At 64.7% G+C, this 22,443-nt stretch carries 19 protein-coding genes; 9 read left to right on the top strand and 10 right to left on the bottom strand.

Translation table 11 applies throughout. The features are described 5' to 3' along the window. Nucleotides 1-116 precede the first annotated feature (116 nt). On the bottom strand, nt 117-764 hold the full coding sequence (locus NDN01_RS12420; RefSeq protein ID WP_272627836.1) for a DsbA family oxidoreductase: 648 nt from the start codon (nt 762-764) through the stop codon (nt 117-119). 351 nt (nt 765-1,115) lie between these two features. On the opposite strand from NDN01_RS12420, the gene NDN01_RS12415 reads away from it, so the two are divergent. After that, entirely contained in the window at nt 1,116-1,592 is a 477-nt protein-coding gene (locus tag NDN01_RS12415) for an avidin/streptavidin family protein (RefSeq protein WP_272627834.1), read from the top strand. Between the two features lie 64 nt (nt 1,593-1,656). Further along, a complete protein-coding gene (locus NDN01_RS12410; RefSeq protein ID WP_272627832.1) occupies nt 1,657-3,909 on the top strand; it encodes a biotin--[acetyl-CoA-carboxylase] ligase in 2,253 nt (750 codons plus the stop codon). 1 nt (nt 3,910) lies between these two features. Here the strand turns inward: NDN01_RS12410 and NDN01_RS12405 are convergent, their stop codons facing one another. Next, complete coding sequence (locus NDN01_RS12405; protein WP_272627830.1) at nt 3,911-4,714, bottom strand: hypothetical protein; 804 nt, start codon at nt 4,712-4,714, stop codon at nt 3,911-3,913. Between the two features lie 375 nt (nt 4,715-5,089). On the opposite strand from NDN01_RS12405, the gene NDN01_RS12400 reads away from it, so the two are divergent. Both NDN01_RS12400 and NDN01_RS12395 read left to right on the top strand, forming a co-directional pair. Continuing rightward, the gene (locus NDN01_RS12400) at nt 5,090-5,761 is read left to right on the top strand and encodes a response regulator (protein WP_272627828.1); all 672 of its coding nucleotides are present in this window, start codon (nt 5,090-5,092) and stop codon (nt 5,759-5,761) included. Between the two features lie 35 nt (nt 5,762-5,796). Then, nucleotides 5,797-7,131: a sensor histidine kinase gene (locus tag NDN01_RS12395; RefSeq protein WP_272627827.1), complete on the top strand. Its 1,335-nt coding sequence runs from the start codon at nt 5,797-5,799 to the stop codon at nt 7,129-7,131. Nucleotides 7,132-7,214: 83 nt separating this feature from the next. Here the strand turns inward: NDN01_RS12395 and NDN01_RS12390 are convergent, their stop codons facing one another. From NDN01_RS12390 to NDN01_RS12360, 7 genes are all read right to left on the bottom strand, one after another. Continuing rightward, nucleotides 7,215-7,886: a hypothetical protein gene (locus tag NDN01_RS12390; RefSeq protein WP_272627826.1), complete on the bottom strand. Its 672-nt coding sequence runs from the start codon at nt 7,884-7,886 to the stop codon at nt 7,215-7,217. A 57-nt stretch (nt 7,887-7,943) separates the two neighbouring features. Beyond that, on the bottom strand, nt 7,944-8,522 hold the full coding sequence (locus tag NDN01_RS12385; RefSeq protein ID WP_272627825.1) for a hypothetical protein: 579 nt from the start codon (nt 8,520-8,522) through the stop codon (nt 7,944-7,946). A 338-nt stretch (nt 8,523-8,860) separates the two neighbouring features. Continuing rightward, nucleotides 8,861-9,958 carry a sensor histidine kinase gene (locus NDN01_RS12380; protein WP_272627823.1) on the bottom strand — a complete coding sequence of 366 codons (1,098 nt, stop codon included), beginning with the start codon at nt 9,956-9,958 and terminating at the stop codon, nt 8,861-8,863. 25 nt (nt 9,959-9,983) lie between these two features. Next, the gene (locus NDN01_RS12375; protein ID WP_272627821.1) at nt 9,984-10,289 is read right to left on the bottom strand and encodes a helix-turn-helix domain-containing protein; all 306 of its coding nucleotides are present in this window, start codon (nt 10,287-10,289) and stop codon (nt 9,984-9,986) included. 264 nt (nt 10,290-10,553) lie between these two features. Continuing rightward, the gene (locus NDN01_RS12370) at nt 10,554-11,894 is read right to left on the bottom strand and encodes a c-type cytochrome (protein WP_272627819.1); all 1,341 of its coding nucleotides are present in this window, start codon (nt 11,892-11,894) and stop codon (nt 10,554-10,556) included. Further along, on the bottom strand, nt 11,891-14,077 hold the full coding sequence (locus tag NDN01_RS12365) for a xanthine dehydrogenase family protein molybdopterin-binding subunit (protein ID WP_272627817.1): 2,187 nt from the start codon (nt 14,075-14,077) through the stop codon (nt 11,891-11,893). The genes NDN01_RS12370 and NDN01_RS12365 overlap by 4 nt, the downstream gene beginning before the upstream one ends. Nucleotides 14,078-14,126: 49 nt before the next feature. Beyond that, complete coding sequence (locus NDN01_RS12360) at nt 14,127-14,582, bottom strand: (2Fe-2S)-binding protein (protein ID WP_272627815.1); 456 nt, start codon at nt 14,580-14,582, stop codon at nt 14,127-14,129. Between the two features lie 271 nt (nt 14,583-14,853). Here NDN01_RS12360 and NDN01_RS12355 point away from each other — a divergent pair, with 271 nt between their 5' ends. Further along, nucleotides 14,854-18,201: a polysaccharide deacetylase family protein gene (locus NDN01_RS12355; protein WP_272627813.1), complete on the top strand. Its 3,348-nt coding sequence runs from the start codon at nt 14,854-14,856 to the stop codon at nt 18,199-18,201. A 29-nt stretch (nt 18,202-18,230) separates the two neighbouring features. Here NDN01_RS12355 and NDN01_RS12350 read toward each other — a convergent pair whose 3' ends face one another. Continuing rightward, nucleotides 18,231-19,526 carry an alginate export family protein gene (locus tag NDN01_RS12350; protein ID WP_272627811.1) on the bottom strand — a complete coding sequence of 432 codons (1,296 nt, stop codon included), beginning with the start codon at nt 19,524-19,526 and terminating at the stop codon, nt 18,231-18,233. Between the two features lie 106 nt (nt 19,527-19,632). Between NDN01_RS12350 and modA the strand changes: the two genes are divergently transcribed. The 4 genes from modA to NDN01_RS12330 all read left to right on the top strand — a co-directional run bounded on the left by modA (nt 19,633) and on the right by NDN01_RS12330 (nt 22,282). Beyond that, the gene (gene modA / locus NDN01_RS12345; RefSeq protein ID WP_272627808.1) at nt 19,633-20,403 is read left to right on the top strand and encodes a molybdate ABC transporter substrate-binding protein; all 771 of its coding nucleotides are present in this window, start codon (nt 19,633-19,635) and stop codon (nt 20,401-20,403) included. A gap of 46 nt (nt 20,404-20,449) precedes the next feature. Then, a complete protein-coding gene (gene modB / locus NDN01_RS12340; protein WP_272627807.1) occupies nt 20,450-21,139 on the top strand; it encodes a molybdate ABC transporter permease subunit in 690 nt (229 codons plus the stop codon). Then, nucleotides 21,129-21,731 (top strand): ATP-binding cassette domain-containing protein, encoded by a 603-nt coding sequence (locus NDN01_RS12335; RefSeq protein ID WP_272627805.1) that lies wholly within the window; start codon nt 21,129-21,131, stop codon nt 21,729-21,731. Before modB ends, NDN01_RS12335 begins: the two co-directional genes overlap by 11 nt. A gap of 278 nt (nt 21,732-22,009) precedes the next feature. Continuing rightward, nucleotides 22,010-22,282, top strand: a complete 273-nt coding sequence (locus NDN01_RS12330) for a hypothetical protein (protein ID WP_272627803.1) — start codon at nt 22,010-22,012, stop codon at nt 22,280-22,282. Nucleotides 22,283-22,443: the final 161 nt, after the last annotated feature.

Genomic DNA, 22,443 nt, shown 5'->3' with positions numbered 1-22,443 from the left:
CATGTCCAATGATCCTGAAGTTCCGGGAAGACCGGTGACGCTTCTGTTCACGGACAGATGACCGAGGTGACGCCCGGATGGTCTACTATCCTTCGTTTGACTGGTGAGATAGCCTGTCATGCCTCGGTTGCGATCCGGCGCAGCGCCTGCTCGAATGCCTCGGGCGGCTGGCCGCCGGAGATGAGATAGCGATCGTCGATGACGATGGCGGGCACCGCGCTGATTCCGCGCGATTGCCAGAGCTGCTCGGCCTGGCGCACTTCTTCCGCATAGCGCCCGGAGGCGAGGACCTCGCGCGCGGCGTCGGGATCGAGGCCTGCCTTTTCCGCCGCGGCGACCAGCACGTCATGGTTGGACGGGTCCTGCTGGTCAGTGAAATAGGCGTCGAACAGCGCGCGCTTCAGCGCCGGCTGACGCCTTTCCATCTCTGCCCAGTGAAGCAGGCGGTGCGCGTCGAACGTGTTGTAGATGCGGCTCCGGTCGGTGCCGCGCATGGTGAAGCCGAGTTCGGCGGCGCGGGCCCGGATCATCTCGCGGTTGGCAGCCGACTGCTCGGGCGTCGAGCCGTATTTCTCCGCGACATGCTCGACGATGTTCTGGCCCTCGGGCGGCATGGCCGGATTGAGTTCGAAGGGCTGGAAGGTGATATGTGCATCGATCAGGTCGCTGGTCCGCGCCAGCGCTTCCTCAAGCCCGCGAAGCCCGATGATGCACCACGGGCAGGAGACGTCTGACACGAAATCGATCTTCATCGGGCGGGGCATGGGGTGATCCCTCTCTAGCGGCACCCGTCATATGAGGAACGCGGGAATGGATTTCCATGGGCGCGGCGGCATTCGGAAGACCGGCGCGGCCGAGACAATCGGGGCATGCCGGATTCGGGAGGAGGTAACGTCACTGGCAAACTGTCGTGCCAAATATTGCGATGGATAAATTATTGATAATCGAAGAATTATTTCAGATATATTGAATAGATATCGAAATTGGTGACAAAACAAACCAAAATGGAGTATTATCTTTGCGAATTTGTCGTAGATTTGTGCTGCGATCATTGTGCTTCACTGGCGCGCTGTTCATAACTGGCAACGTCGATCTCGATAACATCGGAGGATTGGATGACTGCATTGTCAGTGGCGGGGGTTCGCTGGACCGGAACTTGGCAAAACGAGCTTGGGTCACTTTTGAGAATCGAGCATATTATTTCCGTGGTCGTCCCAGGAGGGTCGGGCACAGAGCATTATCGCGTCGCCGGGCTATACCAGACCGCGAAGGGGTCGGTTCCTCTTAAGGAGAGGTTCCCGGTGACAGGGTTCGTCACCGCAGATCAGATCGTGTTCACCGTGAGCTATCGCTATGTGCCACATGGCGAAGAGGATGACGACAAGCATTCGCTGGTCGCCTGGGCGGGCCAAATTCTGCCGACCTCCGAAAATCCCGCCAAGGAAGAGCTCAAGACGCTCTGGCACCTCGTGCCCGATCTTCGGACGGGTGAGGAGGAGGAGCAATATGGATGGGTGATCGCCTGGTCAGGGGAAGATCGATTCCGCAAATTGTCGAACGATCCCGAGTTCGACGTGCTCGTCACTAAATGAATCCGCGACTGGCCGGATTCGTCCCGGAGGCGATGCAAGATGATCCTGAAACGCCGAGGTTGATGTGGCTGCGACGCTCCATTTCAAAGGCGTCCAGCGCAGCGATTCCGAATGGGCTGTCCGGACGATGCGGGCAAGCGCGGGGTTGGAGGCGCTAGGCTTTGGCGGTGGATGCCGGATCGGAATATTGCTCCGAAATTGTCCTGAATTCCTGGAGGCGTATCGGGCCATAGGCGGTGCCGGTTCGGTCCCGGTTCCAATTTCCACGCATCTGGCCGAACCCGACCTCGTTGCGTTGCTGACGCGGGAAAATTTCGGCGCGATCGTGACGAGCAACGGTGAACTGCCAGAATATGACGGGGTTGCACGCGTCATTCTCGTCGGGAAGCGCGACGACAGTTCGCTTGGTTGGGAGGATCTCTGTGCTGCGGGGCCGGGCGAGGAGCGGCCGCCCAAACGTTCTCCGGAGTCCCGCTTCTTCACGTCGGGTTCGACTGCGCTGCCGAAGACGACGGTACGACAACCGCTTCCGTCCGATATGGCTGACCTTCGTAACAGGAGGTTCCTGTCATCCTGGCGTATCGACGAGGGTATGCGGACCGCCGTGACAGGTCCGCTCTATCATCAGGCGCCGTTGCACCATGCTCTGGCATCAATGGATCGAGCCGAAAGACTCGTCATCCTCGATGATTTCAGCGCAGATGCGCTGCTTGATGCCATTATCGAGCACTCGCTGACTCACCTTCATCTCGTACCGCGCATGATGCGAAAGTTGCTGGAACTAGGAGACGGTGCGAGGACCCTTCTGAATCCAAACACTCTGGAATTCGTCCTTCACGGTGCCGCTGCATGCCCGAGGGATGTGAAAGAGCGAATGATAGATTGGTGGGGGCCGATCTTCCGGGAATATTATGCGAGTTCCGAGTTCGGCATGATGACGTCGGTCGACACGCCAGTGTGGCTGAGCCGGCCGACCAGTGTCGGAGAACCTTTTGTCGGTGTCGATATCGAGATCCGCGACTTGGAAACCGGCGCGAATCTCCCTGCGGGAAGCAAGGGTGTCGTCTTCGTTCGGTCAGACGACATGCCGACCTTCACTTATGAAGCGGGAAGCGCCGACGCCTCAGAACCGCGAACTCGCGGCGATTTCATAACGATGAACGACGTTGGGTGGTTGGACGAGGACGGGTGCCTCCATCTGTATGGACGCAGTGATGGCATCGCCGTCATTTCCGGGGTCAATTGCAGCGCCGAAACGGTTCGCGCAGCGCTGGTTCGGCTTGACTATGTCAGCGACGCGATCGTGAGAGCGTTTCCCGACCCGGAACAGGGGCAGCGGTTCGTTGCGAGCGTTGTCCTGGCTGCCGGTTCGACGAATTCCGCCGAGAATGTTATGGCTGATTTGCGGCGCGCGCGTCTCGGTCTGGCGATGCCCAGGATTATTGGCATCGTGGATACCCTTCCAGAAACGGAAACGGGGAAGATCATTGCGCGGTACCTGCCGGTACGAGAAGACGGCGCCCGGAATCCGGAGGAAAATATGGATCGCGATACCGCGCACGTTGAGGAACCGCCGCGATTCCCGGTGGGTCTTGTGATCGTTGAAAAGGAAGAGACCGGCAGCACCAATTCAGACGCGATCGAACTTCTTCGTGGGGCGGCATCCTCGCCGACCCTCATCTGGGCAAAGCGTCAGACTGCCGGCCGGGGCCGGAACAAGCGGAACTGGATTTCCCCCGAAGGTAATATCTACTGGACGATGCTGATCGATATCACGGATGAGATTCACCCTTATACCGGATTGGTCTTTGTGAGTTCCCTGGCTGTCTGGATGACTGCGCGCGCCGTTGTTTCACCCGAAGCGGCCGTTCAGATAAAATGGCCCAACGACACGTTGATAGAAGGACGGAAGGTATCCGGCGTGCTGATCGAAACGGCGCATGCTTCCAATCGTCTCTGGGCGGCTGTCGGCATCGGGATCAACGTCAACAGCCATCCGGAAACCGGCACGATGTACCCGGCTACGGATCTCCGCGCGGAAGGTGCCACGGCACAGAGGAACCAGGTACTGGGTATCCTGACAGGGAATTTTCTCGACTGCCTCGAGATGTGGAGAGCAGGCGGTTTCGCCGCGCTTCGCACGCCGTATTTGAATGCCGCGTATCGCCACGGGCAACTGATCTCCGTCTCAACCGGCCCTTTGTCTGAAGACGTGGTGGCAGGCATTTTCCACGACATCGACGAGAACGGCCTGCTTCTCCACACGAAGGACGGACCACGCAAAATCGCGGCCGGAGACCTGATCCGCAGTTGCTGAATCAGTGGATCTTCCCGGCGCCGTTCTCCAGCACCAGGTTCGAGACCACCGCCGTGTCCGCCGTGGTCGGCAGATGCGAGCAGAAGCCGATGCCGACATAGAAGGGGCCGTCGAACGCAAGCCTGATCGGGGGACCGAATTGGTGCATCGGCTCGCCTTCCAGGCTGACGAACAGGGCGATGCTGTCGCCACGCTTCTCGATGCCGATGCGCCTCGCGTTAACGATGACCAGGTCGTCGGGCGTCTTGCCACCCGGGCGGCTGCCGCGGCCGCCGATGCGGTATTCGAGATCGTTGATCCGGGCGCCCTTGGTCGGACGCTGGGCCAGGTGGATCATGCCGTCGCCGTGCAGCGCGACCAGTGCCTCCTTCGCATTGTCGTCGAGATCCTGGCGGATGACGAAGACCGCCTTGCGGTCGAAGAAACCCCTGGGATCGGGATAGGCGATGTCGGCGGCGAGGCTGATGTCGCCGTCCATCTTCTTCCACAGGAAGCGGAACTCGTCGCGGGTGTACCAGACGTTATAGCCGGCGGAGGTGATGGTGTAGCTGCCGGTCGCCGCGTCGTAGCTGGCGCTGCCGGGCACAAGTGCGCCGCCAACGTCTGACTGCCCCTCGAAAACGCCGATCCTGCCGGGAAAGGTCCTGGTCGGGCGGCTGAATCCCTCGGGCGGGCCGACCTGCTGGTGAGTCTCCGATCCCGGCTGGGCCCAGGCAGGCACGGCCGGCGCGGAAGCCTGTTGGGCGGCGAGGGGTACCGTACCGATCGTGGAGGCGAGCAGGGCGAGGCCAAGAGTACGCGGCATTCTCAGGGGAGGCATCAGGCATTTCTCCGAGGTCGGCGCTTTCGCAACGTCTGTCCGGAAGCATGTGCAATAATATCATATATGATACTAGGGTTTAGATTCCGGTGGAATGTGAACCCCTGACGAGCGATTTGCGTAGGCGCCACTTAGCCACCCTCGCCGTGACGGTCCCCCTCTGGAAATCAGGGCTGCATTTTAAAAGGTTATCGTTGGCTTCGTAGAATGGTATGAAGGAATTACGGACCGGTTCTTTTCGGTTGTGAAGTTTCCACGGGCGATATCCGGCCGTGAAACAGCAAAGCGGGGACCGGTCTCACGAGCTGAAAGAGATAGGCCGGACCGGCTCGGCAAGGTGGTAGCGAAGGAGAGCTTCCCGTGCGGTTGCTGATCGTCGAGGACGACAGGGAACTGGCCGATGCATTGGTTGCGGCCTTCGCCAAGCGGGACATTCGCTGTGACGTGGCCGGCATCGCGGGTGACGCGCAATTGTTGATCGAGACGGGCAGTTACGCGGCGGTAATCCTCGATCTCGGCCTGCCGGACGAGGACGGATTAAGTCTCCTGCGGCGTCTGCGTGCGCAACGATATACCGAGCCGGTCCTTGTGCTCACCGCGCGCGGCGAAGGCGAGAAGCGCGTGCAGGGGCTTGAGAGCGGTGCCGACGATTATATCGTGAAGCCGTTCCTGTTTCCCGAACTCCATGCCCGGCTTTGCGCCGTGCTCAGGCGGCAGGGCGGCTATGTCGACCATTTGCTGACGACCGGCAATCTCACGCTCGATACGCGGACGCGCGAGGTCCATGTGGATGGCGGCGCGGTCGACCTGTCGATCCGCGAGGTCGAACTGCTCGAACTGCTGATGCGCCGGTCGGGCCATGTCCTGTCCAAGCGCATGATCGAGGATCAGCTTTTCGGATCCGGCTATGCGCTCGGGTCGAACGCGGTCGAGGTCTATGTCCACCGTATCAGGCGGAAGCTGGAGGATGTCGATGCGGCGACCAAGCTGCAGACAGTGCGCGGGATCGGTTATATCCTGTCCGCGCCTTGAAGCCCGGGGTGCCTCGATCCCTGTTCGGGCAATTGATGCTGTCACAGGTCATCCTGATGGTCGCGACAGCCACGATATTGCCGATCCTGCTGATTTATTTCCTCAGCTCGACCGCTGACGGGCTGATCTCCGCAGAGCTTGCCCGCGATGCGCGCGCGATTGCCGCCGGCACGCCGCCTGGGCCGGAAGAACTTGGCAGTTCCTCCGACGAGGCGACTTTTCTCCAGGGCAACGCTCTCCGCGACACCGGGCGGTCGGGCCGGCGTTTCGTGGTCTATGATGCCAGTGGCACCATCGTCCGGCAGGGGGGTGATGCAATGCCGATCCCGCTTTCAGGCGTGCCGCGCGGCCCGGCCCCGGTCTTCCTGCGGCATGGTCGATACGATGTGCTCAGCCTGCCGCTTATGCGCGCCGGGACGGCGCCGCAGTGGATCGTGATGGTTCAGGACAGGACCGTCCCCGAGGAAATCGTCGACGATGTCGTGACCTCTTTTCTCTCGCGCTTCGTCTGGATCGTTCCCGCATCGCTGCTCGCGTCGCTGCTCGTCGGGTTGTTGGTCGTGCGCCAGGTCACCGGCAAGTTTCGCCGAACCGCGGCGCAGGTGGATGCGATCAGCACGCACCGCATCGACGTTCGTCTTCCGCCCGACGATCTTCCGACCGAAGCTGCCCCGCTTGCCAGCGCGATCAACCGGGTGCTCGACCGGCTGGAAGCCGGCTATCGATATCAGGGCGAGTTCGTGGGCAATGTCGCCCATGAGTTGCGAACGCCGCTGGCGCTGATCTCGTTGCGGACGGAAGCGCTCGATCCGTCACCCGAGCGCGACCTGATCCTGCGCGCGGTGGAGCGTGCCAACCATGTGGTCCGGCAATTGATGGAACTGGCGGCGATCGACCGGCATTATCCCGAAATCGAGTCGATCGATGCCTGCGTCCTGGTGCGCGATATCGTCGGCCTGATGGCGCCGCTGGTATTCCGGGCCGACCATGTCATTGCCTTTGTCGAGCCTGCGTCGGGCGCGCCTTTCGTGCAGGGCGTTCCGGGCCTCCTTCAAATCGCGCTCACCAACCTGATCGACAACGCCGTGCGGCATACGCCGGCCGGCTGCGCGATCATCGTGAGGGTGGAACCGGATGGCGGCATCGTGGTGGAGGATGATGGGCCGGGACTGGCAGTGGATACGGACCAGGGTGACAGCCGGCGCTATCGACGGGAAGGCACCAATCGCAGCGACAGTGCCGGACTTGGCCTCTCGATCGTCGAACGCATCGTGACGGTGTGTGGCGGTCTTATCGAGATCGGCAATCGCCCATCGGGCGGCGCAAGGTTCGCGATCCGTCTGCTGGTGGCAACTGAAGCGAAAAACTGAGGAAGGTCGATGGCCCGGCAGTTCGGGGTGGAGGAGCCCGGAATCCCGGCCTGCGATTCCGGTCCTCGTCATTGCCTGGCATTTCAGCGCCGGAGAGGGGTTCCCGAGCGCGGGTCTGTCGGTACGGTGGTGGCGGGGTATCCGGGCACGGCTCCCGCTGCCAGCATGCGCATCGCCTCCTGGTGGATGGCTGCCTGAACGGCGGGATTGGAGAAATCGACCGGACCCGAATAGGGATTGGCGGCGATGGCCCTGCTGTTGGACACCAGGCTGGCCACGGGAGCGGTGCTGCCATCCGCCATGTGGTAGCGGCTGCGATCAGCGCCGGGGCAGATGCTTCCCGTCGCCGCGAAGAAGGCGTCGGCGCTCTTGATGTCCTGGCACATCCGGGAGACCGCGACATTGTCGAATCCCATCGCATGCCATGCGGCGGCGTCAGAGCGGCGATTGCAGCCTTCGTCGTTCCTGCCGAGATTGAGGCTGAAGGCGACGGGGCCGCCGGCGGCACCGCCACCCGTGCCGATCAGGCAGGGATTGGCGCCCCCGAAATAGCTCCCCTGAGCGCTGGGAGTGGTCCATTCGTGGCCGCTATAGGTAACATGTTCGCTGGCGGGGGCTTCGGACACAGGGCCGGTGATCGCTTCGACCGTGACGGCACTATTGGACTGGGCCGCATCGGTCAGGGCCTGTTGTGCGGCGACGGGCGCGGCGCACCAGGCGGCGCACACGGCGGAGGCAATCAATACTGCTTTCATCGGAGTTCTCCTGGGTCCACAAAAAAGCGGGGTGGACAAGCCACCCCGCAGTCAACGTCACTGGGCACTCCAGCCAAGCGTGCCGAAGCCGAACAGCGCCTCTCCGGCTGCTCCCGCGACATTCCAGTCAGCGGAATTGGCATCGAAGTTCAGCGTGTTGTTCTGGGCGAAGTTCACGTTGAACTTGTAGTCGGCTGAGCTCTGCCCGAAATTCAGGACCTGGAAGTTGAGGGCGGCGTTGCCGCCGGTCAGTCCGCCATAGATTCCCGAATTGAAGCTGTAGCTGCTGATGTCGCCGACGGCGTTCGGGCCGACCGAGGTGTTGATCACGGTGCCGGCCTGGCCAAGGCCGCCGACGACGGCATAGCTGGTGCCGCCGGGAAGGCTGCTGATGTCCATCGTCCCGGCGAAGCCGCTACCGGAGGATCCCGACAGCTCGTTGTTTATCGAGCCGTTGAGAGAATTCGCCGACGTGCCGCTGACGGATGCCGTGTTGACGGAGCCGTCCGAAAAGCCGCCAAGGCCTATACCGATCGCTCCACCGATATTGGCCGAGCCCGATGATTGGGCGAGCGCCGGGGATGCCGTCACGAGCGCGGAGAGCAGCGCCAGTGCGGTTGCAGTGGTATTCCTCATGATCAATCTCCTCGTCCCGGTATGATTCCCGGGACGACAAGAAAGACCTCGATTCCTTTTCAAGTAAATTTGCCAAATGTCACTGATGATAACATGGTGACATTTCATCGATCGTGTAATTGCCCCCGTAAAATTCGGCGGGTGAAGACTGGTTTTGTCTTAATGGTGAAATGATTCTGCTTTTCTCGATGCTGAGTTTGTCGACGCCCGTTTTTTCGAACGCGAACGTCGCAGATCGCGTGTGCGAAGGAGCGTTCGATCAGGGCGACATGCGGCATCGCGCACAGGGCCGGGCGTCGAGTGAGTCGGCGGGAGAGGCAATGCCGCGCTATCGGCCCTCAGGTGGTAGAAGCCTGGATCCTATGGAGGCTGGGTGGGGCGCCGACTTCCCCGCCATGCACCGGATGATCGGCATGGATCGGATCATCGGTAGCCTTGTCATCGGGACCGGGCGGCGCGCCGGACATCGGGAAATCGAGTCGGGCCATCGTCAGGCCGTTCATCCGGGCATAGGACAGGTCGCCCCGGATCTGGGCTGCGAGGGACGCGAGCAACCGCTTGCCCAATTGGGCCTGATCGCGGCTATGCTGGACAAAGCCCACACCATTGTCCGTCACGAGCAGTTCGAGCATGCCGAGCCTGAACTTGTGCCGTCGCAGCGCGACGCATATCTCGCCATGCCGATCATCGGGAAAGGCGTGTTTGTACACGTTCGTCATCAATTCGTTCACGATCAGCCCGATGATGACCATCTGGCCGAGCGGCAACGTGATCGGATCGATTTCGAGTCGAAGCGCTATTGGTCTCAGGCCGAGAGTGGCTTGCTGCAATTCAGCGCAAAGTTCCTCAAGAAACCCCCGCGCATTCATTTCCTGCCTGTCCACGGCGCGCACGCGCAGGCGGCGATACACCCGCCCGAGCACGATCATCCGGCTCGACAGGTCGCCAAGGGCAGCGCGCGTTTCAGGTTCGATCGCCTCGCGCGACCGTATCGAGGCCAATGAAACCAGCATTGCCAGGTCGTTCGCCACCCGGTGCGAAATCTCGTCGAAGAAGGCGGAGATCCTGTCGCGGTCAGCCCTCGCCTGCCTGGATTCCCGGTCAAGCTCGGCGATCCAGCTGTCGGCCCGGCCCGTCTGCCAGGCAATGGTCAGGCCGGCGGCTATCGTCCCGATGACGCCAAGCGCGTCTTCCGGGCGGGCGATGGCAAAGCCTTCACCGGGCAGGAGCAAGGCGAGCTCGAGTGCGCCGACCGCCACCCCGACCAGCACCGCGCCGCGCCCGCCAGCGACCGCCAGCACGGCGAACGCGAAGCACAGGAACGCAAGGGCAGGTGCCGGGCTCGTCGGTGCGGCCAGCGCGCTGCCGAGGCATACCAGCGAGACAATCAATGCCGCAAAGCCAGCGCGCGCGCCCCATCTGATGACCTGCTTCATGGCATGGCTTTCCGTTTGCGAATTGCTACGCCACCCGCAATGGCTGCGATGAAGGATGCTGCTTCATGGTCGCAGCGGCGGTGGCTTCGAAGGTCATGGTTGCGAACGAGCCGGGTTCCACCAGTCCCGCGGCAAGGGCCAGACCGACCATGTGGCTGCGGTTCCTCGCGCGGAGCTTGAGCTTGATGCTTTCGATATGTTTGTCGACGGTGCGCCACCCGATGCCCAGACGGCCGGCGATTTCTTTCGCCGAGAGCCCCAGGATCACAAGTCGAAGCGCATCCAGTTCCCGTGGAGTGAGGTGATCGAACGGACAAGGTTGGCGTGACATCGTTGGTTCCTTCCGGGCGGTTGCTTGCAACCGATGCGAATTGCTTCACATCGACACGATCAAGGCAGAAAGTATCACAGCTTTGGATGTATCTTCCTGCGACCCTTCACTTACTCGAACCTTACAAGACGGCAGTTATCTGCCGTTCCCCCGAAACGGATGCCCCGTTCTGGGGCAGTGGTGAAAGTGCGTACGTAATAATATGTCGCGCCATCTCGAATCTGTCGGCCTGCGGAGCAGGGGATGGCGTGCGGCAAGGGCATCTCAGCTTGCCTTGCGTAGCGCCGCGACCTGCTTCGGGGTCAGGCTCGACGGCCTGGCCCCGAAGCGGGCGGTGACATAGTTGGCGACCGCGGCGATCTCCGCGTCAGTGTAGGCGTGGCCGAACGCGGGCATGACCGCTTCGCCCCGGGCCGTTATGCGCCGGGCACCGAGGATGACGACCTGCGCCACGTTGATCGCGGCCGGATCGTTGACCGCGCTCGATCCGTTTAGGGTCGCGAGGCCGGTCAGCGCGCCGTTCCCGTTCCAGGCATGGCAGCCGATACAGGCGCCCTCGAAGATCTTCTTGCCGAGCGGCGCGGCCTGGTCGGCGGCGGCCAGGCGATGGCCGGCCGGTGCCGGGCCCGGAGCGGGGCGGGGCTGGCCGGGCGTCGAGACAGCCGGGATGCTGCGGAGATAAGTGACCATCGCGGCGATGTCCGACGGGGTCAGGTGACGCAGGCTGAGATCGACAGCCTCCCCCATCGGCCCGGTGGCGGTGCCGCGCCCGGGCGCGTGGCCCTGGGAGAGATATTGGACCAGCTCCGCGTCGCCCCAGTCGCCAATGCCGGTCGCCTTGTCGGCGGTGATGTTGAACGCGCGCCAGCCGGCGGCGACCGCGCCGGCATATTTGCGGCGATTGTCGACCGCCTGCATCAGGTTGCGCGGCGTGTGGCATTCGCCGCAATGCGCCATCGCCTCGGACAGATAGGCGCCGCGGTTCCACGCCGGGCTGCGATCGGTGTTGGGCTCGAACCGGCGGTTCGGGTTGAAGAGCGCCCCCCAGATCGACATCAGCCAGCGCTGGTTGAAGGGGAAGGAAAGGGCGGTCGCCGGAGCCTGCCGGCCGACCGGCGCGAGCGTGGCGAGATAGGCGCGGATCGCCAGGGCGTCGGCATCGGTCATCCAGCTATAGGATGCATAGGGCATTGCCGGGTAGAGACGCCCCCTCGGGCCCTTGCCCTCGCGCAATGCGGCGAGGAATTGCGCGTTGCTCCAGCCGCCGATTCCGGTTGCCTTGTCGGGTGTGATGTTGGGCGACCAGATGGTGCCGAAGGGCAGCTTGAAGGCGAGGCCGCCCGCGAAGGGTACGCCGCCCCTGGCGGTGTGGCAGGCCTGGCAATCGGCGGCGAGCGTCAGATACCTGCCGCGCGCGACCGGATCGGTCGAGGCGAAGTCGGCCGGTACGCCGGTCGGCGCCGGGCCCTTATAGTCGGCGAGTGCTACCCGGTGCCCGCCGGCGAAATCCATCGCGCCCGGGCCGAATGCGATCCAGCCGAATATGCCGCCGCCGACCACGACGATGGCGGCGATGACAATCAGCACGATGCGGCGGCGGCTCATGCCTCCTTCCTTCCGGCAAGCACGTCGCGATCGATCGGCAGGCGGCGCAGCCGCTTGCCGGTGGCGGCGAAGATCGCGTTGGCGAGCGGGGCCATCGCCGCGACGGTGCCGGCCTCGCCGATGCCGCCCGGCGCTTCGCCGCTGCGCATGATATGGACCTCGATCGGCGGGGTCTCGTTCATGCGGAGCATGCGATAGTCGTGGAAATTGCTCTGCTGGACCCGGCCCTTGTCGATCGTGATCTCGCCATAGAGCGCGGCGGTGAGACCGAAGACCAGGCCGCCCTGGAGCTGGGCGATGATCGTGTCGGGATTCACGACGATGCCGGTATCGACCACGCAGACCATCCGGCGCAGGGTGACCTCGCCGTCCTCCGATACGCCGGCCTCGGCGACGGTGGCGATCCAGCTCGCAAAGGCAGGCTGGACCGCGACGCCCCGTCCGACGCGCGGGGGCAGGGGCGTGCCCCAGCCGGATTTCTGAGCGACGACGCGAAGCGCTGCCTGGAGCCGGGGCGCCTTGCCGAGCATGTTCATGCGGAACCGGATCGGATCGATACCGGCCTTGTGCGCCAGTTCGTCGATGAAGCTTTCGATGACGAAGACATTGTGCGCCGGGCCGACGCCGCGCCAGAAGCCGGTCGGCACGGCGGGCGGTTCCTCACGGACGAAATCGACCTGGAAATTGGGAATGTCGTACGGCATGTCGGCCGCGCAATCGACCGCGTCGAAATCCTGCCCGTTGACGAAGGCAGGCGGCAGCCAGCGCGCCAGCACCGAGGAACCGGTGATGATGTGGTGCCAGGCGGTGATCCTGCCGCCCTCCAGCCTCGCGCTCAGCCGGTCGTGCCAGGCGGGGCGATAGACGTCGTGCTGAATGTCCTCCTCGCGGCTCCACACCACCTTTACCGGTGAGTCGACCTGCTGCGCGATGCGCACCGCCTTCTCGACCTGGTCGACCTCAAGCCGACGACCGAAGCCGCCGCCAAGCAGGTGATTGTGCACGACGACCTTGTCGAGCGGCAGGCCGGTGATCCTGGCGGCGGCGGCCTGGGCGCGGCTCATCACCTGGATGCCGGTCCAGATCTCGCAGCCGGCGGGGGTGACATGGACGGTGCAGTTCATCGGTTCCATCGGCGCATGGGCGAGGAACGGCACGTCGTAGGTGACCTCGACCGGGCCGTTGCCGAGCGCCTTGGCGACGTCGCCGACCTTCTTGGCGTTGACGCCGGGACGCTGGCTGGCCCTGATCAGGTTGGCGCGAACCTGGGCGGTGTCGACGCCGGCGTTGCTCCCCTCGCTCCAGGTGATGTTCAGCGCGGCGAGACCCTGAATCGCCGCCCACATATGATCGCCGACGACCGCGACCAGATCGTCGAGCACCACCACCTTGCGGAAGCCGGGCACCAGCTTCGCGGCGCTGTCGTCGACATGGCCGACCTTGCCGCCGAACACCGGCGAATGGGCGAAGGTGGCGAACTTCACCCCCGGCGGCATTGCGTCGATGCCGTATCTGGCCTGGCCGTTGACCTTTTCCGGCGTGTCGAGCCGGCGGAGCGGCTTGCCGATCAGCCGGAACGCCTTGGGGTCCTTCAGCACCGGATCGGCGGGCGGCTTCAACCCGGCGGCGTGGCCGGTCAGCGCGCCATAGCCGATTCGGCGGCCGGACGAGTCGTGGATCACCTCGCCCGCCTCGGTCCGGCAACTTGCCGGGTCGACCTTCCAGCCGGCGGCGGCCGCCTGGACCAGGATCGCGCGCGTGCCCGCGCCGGCCTTGCGCAGCGGTAGCCAGAAGGCGCGGATCGAATTGGAGTTGCCCGTCGCCTGAAGGCCGAACACCGGGTTGCCGTAGAGCGCGTCGCTCGGCGGGGCATGCGCGTAGCTCACCTGCCGCCAGTCGGCATCGAGTTCCTCGGCGAGGATCATGGAGATCGAGGTATAGACTCCCTGGCCCATCTCTACCTGTGGCATCACCAAAGTGACCTTGCCGGCGCGGTCGACGCGGATGAAGGCGTTGGGGGCGAAGCCGGCGGGCGCGGATCCTGTCGCGGCCGGTTCCGCTGCCATGCCCCCGGGAGCAATGAAGCCGACGATCAACCCGCCGCCGACCGCCGCGCCGACCTGGAGCAGGGTACGGCGGGAGAGGACAGGGCCGGCTGGCGAAGGAGCGGTGGCAACTGACATTGGCGAAGGACCTCGTGGAAGCGGGCTGGAGCGCGAAGGTCGAAGCACGTCAGGGTGTGGCGGCGGCTTTCTTGATCGCCTCGCGGATGCGCACATAGGTGCCGCAGCGGCAGATATTGCCGGACATGGCGGCGTCGATATCGGCGTCGTCGGGTGCCGGCGTGCCGGCGAGCAGGGCCGCGGCGGCCATGATCTGGCCCGACTGGCAATAGCCGCACTGGATCACCTCGTGATCGAGCCAGGCGCGCTGGACCCTTGCCCCGGCGGGGGTCTCGCCGATCGCCTCGATGGTGGTGACGGCGCGGCTGCCCAGCGTGCCGACGGGCAACTGGCAGGATCGCAGCGGGGCGCCGTCGACATGGACAGTGCACGCGCCGCATTGAGCGATGCCACAGCCGAATTTCGTGCCGGTCAGGCCGAGGAGATCGCGGAGCACCCACAACAGCGGCATGTCCGCCGGGGCCTCAACATCGTGCGCAACGCCGTTCACCGTCAGGTTGAGCATGTCGCTCCTTCCGCCACCCGCAGGCAGCCGTCTGGTACCATGCTGACGCGATACCGGTTTGCGCCGGAATCCCGGGCAGGCAGAGCGCAGGTCGTCACGCCTGCGTTTCGGCCCGACGGTACGTCCGGAGATTGACCAACGTCAATATCGCGAGGGAATCGGTGGCGAAGCAATGAGAAGCGTGACAGATTTGTCATGAGGCGGAACTACGTACGCCATGCCTAAGATGAAATAGCCGCCATCCGATACTGACGACCGCACCGGGAACCCCATGAATCTGACTCCGATCTTCTACGATGCTTCCGGTCGACGGCGCCGGCGGTTCGCGTTCGCGGTCGGCGCATTCGTGGCGCTGGTGCTGCTCTCCTGCGCGGCGCTGGCATTGTCGATCGGGGCGGTGCCGCGCGCGCCGCTGTTGCCGATCGAAGCCGAGCATCCAGCGCTCACCCGCCTGCCGCCGCCGCACGAACCGCTGCTGAAACGCGCGCGGCACAGCCTGAACCACTATGCCCGGCTGCTCACCGGCCGACCGGCGCGCGGGGTGCGCGAGAATGCGCCGCTGGCGATCGGTTTTCATGTACCGTGGGATGAATCCAGCGCCGCTTCGCTCCGCCGGCATATCGATGATCTCGACTGGCTGATCCCCGGCTGGGTCTCGGTAACGGGGGCCGACCACCGCATCACGGTGTTCCGCGACCAGGCGGGACGGGCGATCCTCAACCGCGCGCCGCGCCGTCCGCTGCTGCTGCCGATGATCCAGAATGCGATCCAGGGGAACTGGGACGGCAAGGGCATGGCGGCCCTGCTCGACAGCCCGGCGCAGCGGCGGGCTCTGCTCGACAAGCTCGAGCCGTGGCTCGTGGCGAACCAGGCCGGCGGCGCCTTCTTCGATTTCGAGGAATTGCCGCCCAGCGCCCAGCCTGATTACCGGGCTTTCCTGCGCGAGGCGAAGGCGCGTTTCGGGCGGCATGGCTGGATCGTGGCCATCGCGGTGCCGGTGGGCGAGGATTCGGGCTGGGACGTGGCCGCTTATGCCGCGATCGTCGACCGGGTCTTCCTGATGGCCTATGACGAGCACGAACTGAGCGGCGCGCCCGGCCCGATCGCGTCCCAGGCCTGGTTCGAGCAGGCGGTGGAGCGCGCCTCGCGCGGCGTGCCGCCGGCCAAGCTGGTCGTGGCGATCGGCAACTACGGCTATGACTGGCACGGCAAGGGCGGCGATTCACTGGCGATCGACGAAGGCTGGCAGGCGGCGCGGGAATCCAGCGCGATGCCGACATTCGACCGGTCGAGCGGCAATAGCGGTTTCGCTTATGACGACGGCACCGAGCGGCATGTGGTGTGGATGCTCGACGCAGCCTCCGCCTATAACCAGATGCGCTTCCTGTCGCGCGCCGGGATCGGCGCGGTGGCGGTGTGGCGGCTCGGTTCGGAGGATCCCGGCCTGTGGTCGATCTTCGGGCGAACCCATCGTACCCTGCCACCGCCCTCGACGATCAATGCGATTCCGGCGGGCACCGATGTCGATATCGAGGGCAGCGGCGAGATCCTCAAGATTTCGGGCGTTCCGGTCGAAGGCATCAGGCGGACGATCGCGGCGAAGGACGGATCGATCGCGGCGGTCGATTTCACCCGACTGCCCTCGCCCTATGTGGTGTCGCGGACGGGCTATCGGCCAGGCGAGGTCGCGCTGACCTTCGACGATGGCCCTGATCCGGTGTGGACGCCGCGGATCCTCGATATCCTGAAGCGCGAGCATGTACCGGCGACCTTCTTCATCATCGGCGAGAATGCGCTGACCGAGCGCCCGCTGCTCGAACGCATGGTGGCCGAGGGGCATGAGGTCGGCAACCACACCTATACCCATCCGAACCTGGCCGGCGCGACCGACAACGAGACGGCGTTCCAGCTCAACACGACCCAGCGGCTGTTCCAGGCCTTTACCGGGCGCTCGCTTCGCCTGTTTCGCGCGCCCTATTTCGGTGACGCCGAGCCGACCACGGCCGACGAAATCGACCCGGCACTCCAGGCGCAGGACCGCGGCTATATCTCGGTCGGCCTGCATGTCGATCCGGGTGACTGGAAACGGCCCGGCGTCCAGACGATCATCGACCAGACGATTGCCGGCGTTGAGGCGTCGAACGTCGAGCGCAGCGGCAATGTCGTCCTGCTGCACGATGCGGGTGGCAATCGCGCGGAGACGGTCGCGGCGCTGCCGGTGATCATCGACCAGCTCCGCGCCAAGGGATATAAATTCGTTTCCGTTTCGAGCCTGGCGGGGATCCCGCGCGACGTGGCCATGCCGGTGATCTCGGAGAGCGACCGCGTCGCCGCCGAGACCAACTTGTTCATCTTCGGCGCGATCGGCGCGACGATCACGGCGCTTGGCTGGATCTTCCTGTTCGCGATCACCATCGGCATCGCCCGAGCGATCACCTTGTCGGCGCTCGCGCTGATCCAGGCGCGGCGCGAGGGCAAGACGATCTTCCCATCGATCGATCCCAACCGTTTCGTCACGGTGATGATCCCCGCGTTCAACGAGGAGAAGGTGATCGTCAGGGCAGTGCAGGGCGTTCTGGCCAGCGTCGACGTGCGGATCGAGGTGATCGTGATCGACGACGGGTCGAGCGACGGCACCAGCGCGGTGGTGACCGAAGCCTTTGCCGACGAGTCGCGCGTGCGACTCCTCACCTTGCAAAACGGGGGTAAGGCACGGGCGCTCAACGAGGGGCTGAAGCTGGCCACGGGCGAGATCGTCATCGCGCTTGACGCCGATACCCAGTTCGAGCCGCGGACCATCTCCCGGCTGGCGCGCTGGTTCGTCGATCCGGCGCTTGGGGCGGTGGCGGGCAACGCCAAGGTCGGCAACCGGGTGAACCTCGTCACGAAATGGCAGGCGCTCGAATATATCACCGCGCAGAATCTCGAACGGCGCGCGCTCGCCCGGCTGAACGCGATGACCGTGGTGCCGGGCGCGGTCGGCGCGTGGCGGCTGTCGGCGATCCAGAGCGTCGGCGGCTATCCCGACGATACGCTGGCCGAGGACCAGGACCTGACCATCGCGATCCAGCGCGCCGGCTGGAAGGTGACGTACGATCAATATGCCGTCGCCTGGACGGAAAGCCCGGAGAGCTTTGCCGGGCTTGCCAAGCAGCGTTTCCGCTGGGCCTATGGCACGCTGCAATGCCTGTGGAAGCACCGCGCGGTGATGCTGCATGGCCGGCCCCCGGGGCTCGCGCGGGTCGGGTTACCTCAGGCGATCGTGTTCCAGATCCTGCTCGCGTCGATTTCGCCGATCATCGACCTGGCGCTGATCGTCAGTTTCGTGACGACCTGGATCGCGGTCCAGGCCCATGGATGGGCGCAGACCCAGCATGATGTCGAGAGAATGCTGGTCTATTGGCTGGTCTTCACCGCGATCGACCTGCTCGCCGCGGTCATTGCCTTCGCGCTCGAGCGCCGCGAGAAATGGCGGCTGTTGTGGCTGCTGATCCCGCAGCGCATCGGCTATCGCCAGGTGATGTACTATGTCGTGCTGAAGGCGATCGCCCAGGCGTTGCGCGGCCCGCATGTCGGCTGGGGCAAACTGCAAAGGACGGGACGGGTGACGGCGAATTAGGGGCCGCCCTCCGGCGCGCCGACGGAGCGTCAGAAACTGACGGTGAGGTCAGTGAACCCGTAATGCGTGTCGCCGGTGGCCGGCGCATTGGGAGCGTCGCGCAGGAAGCGGCCCTTGACGAGCACCGCGAACCCCGCCCCGAGTTGCAACCGCCCGGGCGCCAGCCAGTAGCGGACCCTGCCGTCGATCTGCGTGCCGACATGGTTGCCCGCGGCGCCCGAGGGATCGCGCACGCCCGAATTGGCGAAGGCATCGGTCGTGCTCGCCAGCCAGACGCCGCGCAAGGTGAGATGGGCATCGAGACGCGTCGAGGGATTGAACTCGGCCCGTACTGCCGCGCTGGCCAGATTGGTGCGGGAAACGGCGGCAAACAGGCCGGAAGGGCTGAACTCGAAGGCCGAATCCCCGATCAGCGTATCGAACCTGCCGAAGGTGGCGCCAGGACCATCGCCGGAGGCATAGTCTCCAAGCACCGCGAGGCGTGGCATCCAGCCACCACCCTTAAAGCTCCAGCCGGCTCCGCCGTGCAGCAGCCATGCGGAGACCCTGCGATCGGCGATGTCGGCGGCGCTTGCGCTCAATCGCGTGGTGCCGGTCTGCCAGGCGCCTTCGACATCATAGTCGAGCGCGCCGGACTTTGGTGCACGGAACAGGCGAATACCGGGGGTCCACAGCCTCCGGTCGCGGGTGGCGAGATGCGGCGCATCGGATTCGACGAAGCGATAGAGATAGAGTTCGACGGTGCCGTTCAGCATGCCGGCCCTGGTGCCGGTGATGCCGAAGAACTGGCGGTGCGTGGTTTCGCGGTCGAGCTCGAAACGGTTGCCGTAGATGCCCTCCTGATCCTCCGGAAGCCTGATCTGCGGCAGAGTCCAGAACAGGGTCAGCCTGTCGCCGTCCTTCGCTCTCCAGTCGGCGCGCAGCCCGGTGAAGCTGTTGAAGCTGTTGCGGTTGATCGGTCGCGCGGCAAGGCGCCGCGAGCCGAGGTCCATGGTGAAGCGACCCGCCTGGATCGAGGTGCCGGGCGCGACATCGGCCGAGACATAAGCCTGGATCGGCTCGATCGCGTCAACATCGTTGACGCCAACCGATCCGTGCCGACGGTGGAAATGCGCGCGTGAATCGAGGATCTCGGCGCCGAGGCGGAACGGGCCGCTGTTATATTCACCGAACAGGTCGAGCCGGGTGAACAGGGCGGTATCGTCCGCGGGAAGGCCGGCGCGATATTGTCCGTCGACCACCTCGCCGCGGGCTCGGAAATTTCCCTCAAGCCTGAGATTCCCGTTATCTGCACGTGCCTGGGCGGCAAGGCACAACGCGACCATTGCCGCGGAACAGCATATTCCCCTCTTCAATCAGCCCTCCCCCGGCCAATGGCGCGGGACCGGGGCTAGGCTATAGAGAGACGGATCGCCAGAGGGACGCCCAACAATGACGCTACGGATCGCCCGAACCTTCACCCTGTGGTTGCTGCTGGCGGTGGCGGCTGGCCCGGCCTGGGCTGCCCCCGCCCGCGCGCCGTTGGTGCTGGCGGCCGCGTCGCTGCAGGAATCGATGACCGCCGCAGCCGATGCGTGGGCGCGCAAGGGGCATCCAAGGCCGGTGATCTCCTTCGCCGCATCCTCAGCGCTCGCCCGGCAGGTGGAGGCGGGGGGCGCGGCCGACCTGTTCGTTTCGGCCGACGAGGAATGGATGGACGGGCTGGCGGCGAAGGGGCTGATCGTTCCCGCGACGCGGAGCGACTTTCTCGGCAACCGGCTGGTGATCGTGGCGCCGTTGGCAAGCAGCGTGACGATTCCGCTGGCACGCGGGCCGCTGGCCCGTGTGCTCGGGGCGGGACCTTTGGCGATGGCCGATACGGAAAGCGTACCGGCCGGGAAATATGGGAAGGCGGCGCTGACCCGGCTCGGCGTGTGGGAGGCGGTCAGCCCGAAGGTGGTACGCGCCGAGAATGTACGAGCGGCGCTGGCGCTGGTCGAACGCGGTGCCGCGCCGCTGGGCATCGTTTACGCCACCGATGCGAAGGCATCGGCGAAGGTGCGGATCGCCGGGGTATTCCCGGCGTCCTCGCACCCGCCGATCACCTATCCGATCGCGCGGTTGAAGGCGTCGGCCAATCCGGAAGGAGAGGCGTTCCGGCACTTCCTCGTGTCGCGCGAGGGCAAGGCGATCTTCGTTCGATATGGTTTCTCCGCCCGGTGACGACCGGGGTGAAGATCTGGCGCGCTGGAGAAAGGGCGGTAGCTCCATGCTGAGCCCTGACGAATGGACCATCATCCTGCTGTCGCTGAAGATAGGGGCCGTCGCGATGGGGGTGACCCTGCCGATCGCATTCGTGCTGGCCTGGGTGCTCGCGCGCTGGCGTTTCCCGGGAAAGATACTGCTCGACGCGCTGGTCCACCTGCCGCTGGTGGTGCCGCCGGTGGTGACTGGCTGGCTGCTGCTGATCGCCTTCGCGCCGGGCGGGCCGATCGGCGGCTGGCTGTTTCACTGGTTCGGCGTCTCGGTGCTGTTCCGCTGGACCGGGGCCGCCATCGCGGCGGGGGTGATGGCGCTGCCGCTGATGGTGCGCGCGATGCGCCTGTCGATCGAGGCGGTCGACCGGCGACTCGAAAGCGCTGCGCGGACTCTCGGCGCAGGGCCGGGCAAGGTGTTCCGGACGATCACGCTGCCGCTGAGCGTTCCGGGCATCCTGGCCGGCGCGGTCCTTGGTTTCGCGCGGTCGATCGGCGAGTTCGGGGCGACCATCACTTTCGTGTCCAACGTGCCGGGGCAGACCCAGACCCTGCCGCTCGCCATCTATTCGGCACTTCAGCAGCCGGGTGGCGAAGCGATGGTGTGGCGGCTGTCGGCAATCTCGGTCGGCTTGTCGCTGGCGGCACTGATCGCATCCGAGCTGCTGGGGCGGCGCGCGGGGAGGGGCATGCATGTCCTTTGACGTCGCCTTGTCGAAGCAACTCGGCGACACCGGGATCGCTGTCGAGTTCGTGGCCGGGGAGGGGGCGACCGTGCTGTTCGGTCCCTCGGGCATCGGCAAGACCAGCGTGCTCAACATGGTCGCCGGCCTGCTGGCGCCGGATGGCGGCCATGTCCGTGTCGGCGGCGAAACGCTCTTCGACGCCGGCGAGGGTATCGACCTGCCGCCCGAGCGGCGCCACGCGGGCTATGTGTTCCAGGAACCCCGGCTGTTCCCGCATTTGAAGGTGCGTGCGAACCTGCTGTACGGTGCGCCCGCCGGGACGATGATCGGCGAACCAATCGATTTCCTCGGGATCGGCCATCTGCTCGATCGCTGGCCGCGCACGCTGTCAGGCGGGGAGGCGCGGCGGGTGGCGATCGGACGAGCGTTGCTGAGCGCGCCACGCTTCCTGCTGCTCGACGAACCACTGTCCTCGCTCGACCCTCCGCGTCGCGAGGAAACGATGTGCGCCATCGAACATATCCGCGACGATCTCCGGCTGCCGATCCTGATGGTGACGCACGACCCCGAAGAGGCTGAGCGGATCGGTACCCGGATCGTGCGGATGTAGGCGCCAGCACGGCCGTTCGGGCGATGCCTGTCGGGCCGGCATCCAACGTTGGGCAGCGTGCTGCCGTACCCAGATGTTTCCTATCAGCATGCTAAATGGGGTTTCTCGCCGATTTTTGGCTGTTTATACCCATTTTTCGTAGTATTTGGTCATTATAGGACTATTTTCTCATTGTAAGTCATTGATTCTACGTAGCGACGTGGTTGGCATGGGTAATGCAATGGGAGGCGGGCGGGTAGCAAATCCCGCTTGTGATGTTGCTCATGGAGGATCCTGGAATGACTCGCCCGACTATGTCTCGCCCCGTTTCCGTTGCCGCCGGCTTCGCTCTGGTCATTGCCTTTGCCGCACCGGCGATGGCGGGTACGCGTTCCGTGATCTCGTCCACAGGTGGCGCCCGGGCTGCTGGGCCTGCGCAGACCCCTCGCAGGGTCTGCCTGTTCCCGACCGTTACCGGCGATCCCGTCGTGACCGGATCGATGCTTGGCAAGCGCGTCTGCCGTACCAAGGCTGAGTGGGAAACGCGGGGCGTGATCTTCCAGACGAAATAAATGTTCTGCCCCCGCGTGCGAACCAAGAGCCGCTGCCCGGTCGAACCAGGCGGCGGCTCTTTCGTAATGGGGCAGGAGCCGGTTTCCGCCGCGACGGAGAGGGGTGGCGAGGATGCCTGTCTTCTCTCCGTAGCAATCGCAACGAAAAACCGCCGCCCGGG

This window comes from Sphingomonas sp. QA11 (assembly GCF_028473665.1).
Taxonomy (GTDB): Bacteria; Pseudomonadota; Alphaproteobacteria; order Sphingomonadales; family Sphingomonadaceae; genus Sphingomonas; species Sphingomonas phytovorans.
Note: the sequence above shows the minus strand (reverse complement) of the source record. Positions and strands in the feature narration are given on the sequence as shown.